The organism is Micromonospora sp. CP22, from assembly GCF_009712475.1.
Taxonomy (GTDB): domain Bacteria; phylum Actinomycetota; class Actinomycetes; order Mycobacteriales; family Micromonosporaceae; genus Micromonospora.
Genome location: NZ_VCJO01000054.1, coordinates 1 through 1,352, shown reverse-complemented (window position 1 = coordinate 1,352; position 1,352 = coordinate 1). Strand labels below are relative to the sequence as shown.

General features: G+C 71.3%; 1 protein-coding gene. It reads right to left on the bottom strand.

Annotated elements, in window-relative coordinates; all coding sequences use genetic code 11:
• A partial coding sequence (locus FF096_RS26175) for a condensation domain-containing protein (RefSeq protein WP_230463005.1) occupies positions 1–1,352 on the bottom strand: 1,352 nt, incomplete at both ends.

Below are 1,352 nucleotides of genomic sequence, written 5' to 3'. Positions count from 1 at the left end.
ATCGCCTCCAACACCAACCGGAACATCCCCGCCAACCGCGACAACCCACCACCACCAAACACCCGCGCATCCGCGACCAGGCGGATCACGGATTTGCTGGCGCCGACGGAGAGGGCGAACTCGGTGGCGGCTCCGTCGGCGGCCACCGCCGCCTCGGCGGTCGCCGCGGTCGCGGGCTCGGGCCGGTCACCCGCCGACCCGTCGGCCCGGCGCCCCGGGGTGACGGCGGCCGGCGCGGTCACATCGGACGGGTTGGTACGAGGTTCGGTGTAGTTGAAGACGACGTCGATCGGGTGCTGGTCCTCACCGGTGAGTCGGCGTACCGCGGGCAGCGGGTAGCGCCGGTGCGGCCAGAGTTCGACCTCCCGGTCGAAGACGGTGGTGATCAACTCGCGCCAGGTCCGGGCGGTGCGGTCGTGACCGAACGGCAGGATGTTGATGTACATGCCGTGCACCCGCTCGGCACCACGCACCTCCGGCCGCGCGTCGCACACCAGGCCGCTGTGGAAGGTGCTCTCGTTGGTGAGCTGGCTCATCACCTTCAGGTGCGCCGCGTGCAGGACCGCCTTGACGGGTACGCCGAGGGTGCTGGCGAGTCGACGCAGCGGGCCGTCCAGATCCGCGATGTCGATCTCGGTGCGGTGCACCCGCAGCGGGCCGGTGTCGTTCGTCCGGGTGCCGGGCAGGGTCAGCTTCGGTCGACCGGCCACCACCTGCCGCCAGTAGTCGGCGTCCTCCGACGAGTCGAGCGCGGCCAGTTCGGCGGCGACGAAGTCGGCGTAGCGGACGCTCACCGGCTCGACCGGGGTCGGCTGCTCGCCGCGCCGCCGCCGGTGGTAGCCGTCGAGCAGGTCGGCCAGCAGGAGGTTCAGGTCCCAGCCGCCGGTGATCAGGTGGCTGACGGAGAGGGTGAGCCACCAGGACCGGTCGTCCTCCTGGTGCACCGCCACCCGCAGCAGCGGTGGCGGCTGCGTCAGGTCGAACGGTCGCTTCCGTTCGGCGGCGACGTACGCCTCGATGTCGGCGGCACCGTGGTGGACCGCGACCGGCACCTCGGCCTCGGCGTGCACGAGTTGCATGGGCACCGAGTAGCCGGTCAGGTCGAACGAGGTACGCAGAGTCTCGTGCCGGGCGACCAGCTCGGCGAGCACGGCGCGCAGCGGTGCCTCGTCGAAGGGCAGTTCGTCGTCGATCCGCATGGTGTGCACGATGTGGTACGGCGACGCGGCCTCGTTCTTGGTGATCTCCACGGCCATGCCGACCTGGGCCTGGGTGGCCGGGTAGGCGTCGGTGAGTCCGGCGGGCAGCAACACCCGATCCGCCTCACCCACCAACGCGAACGGCACCACCGG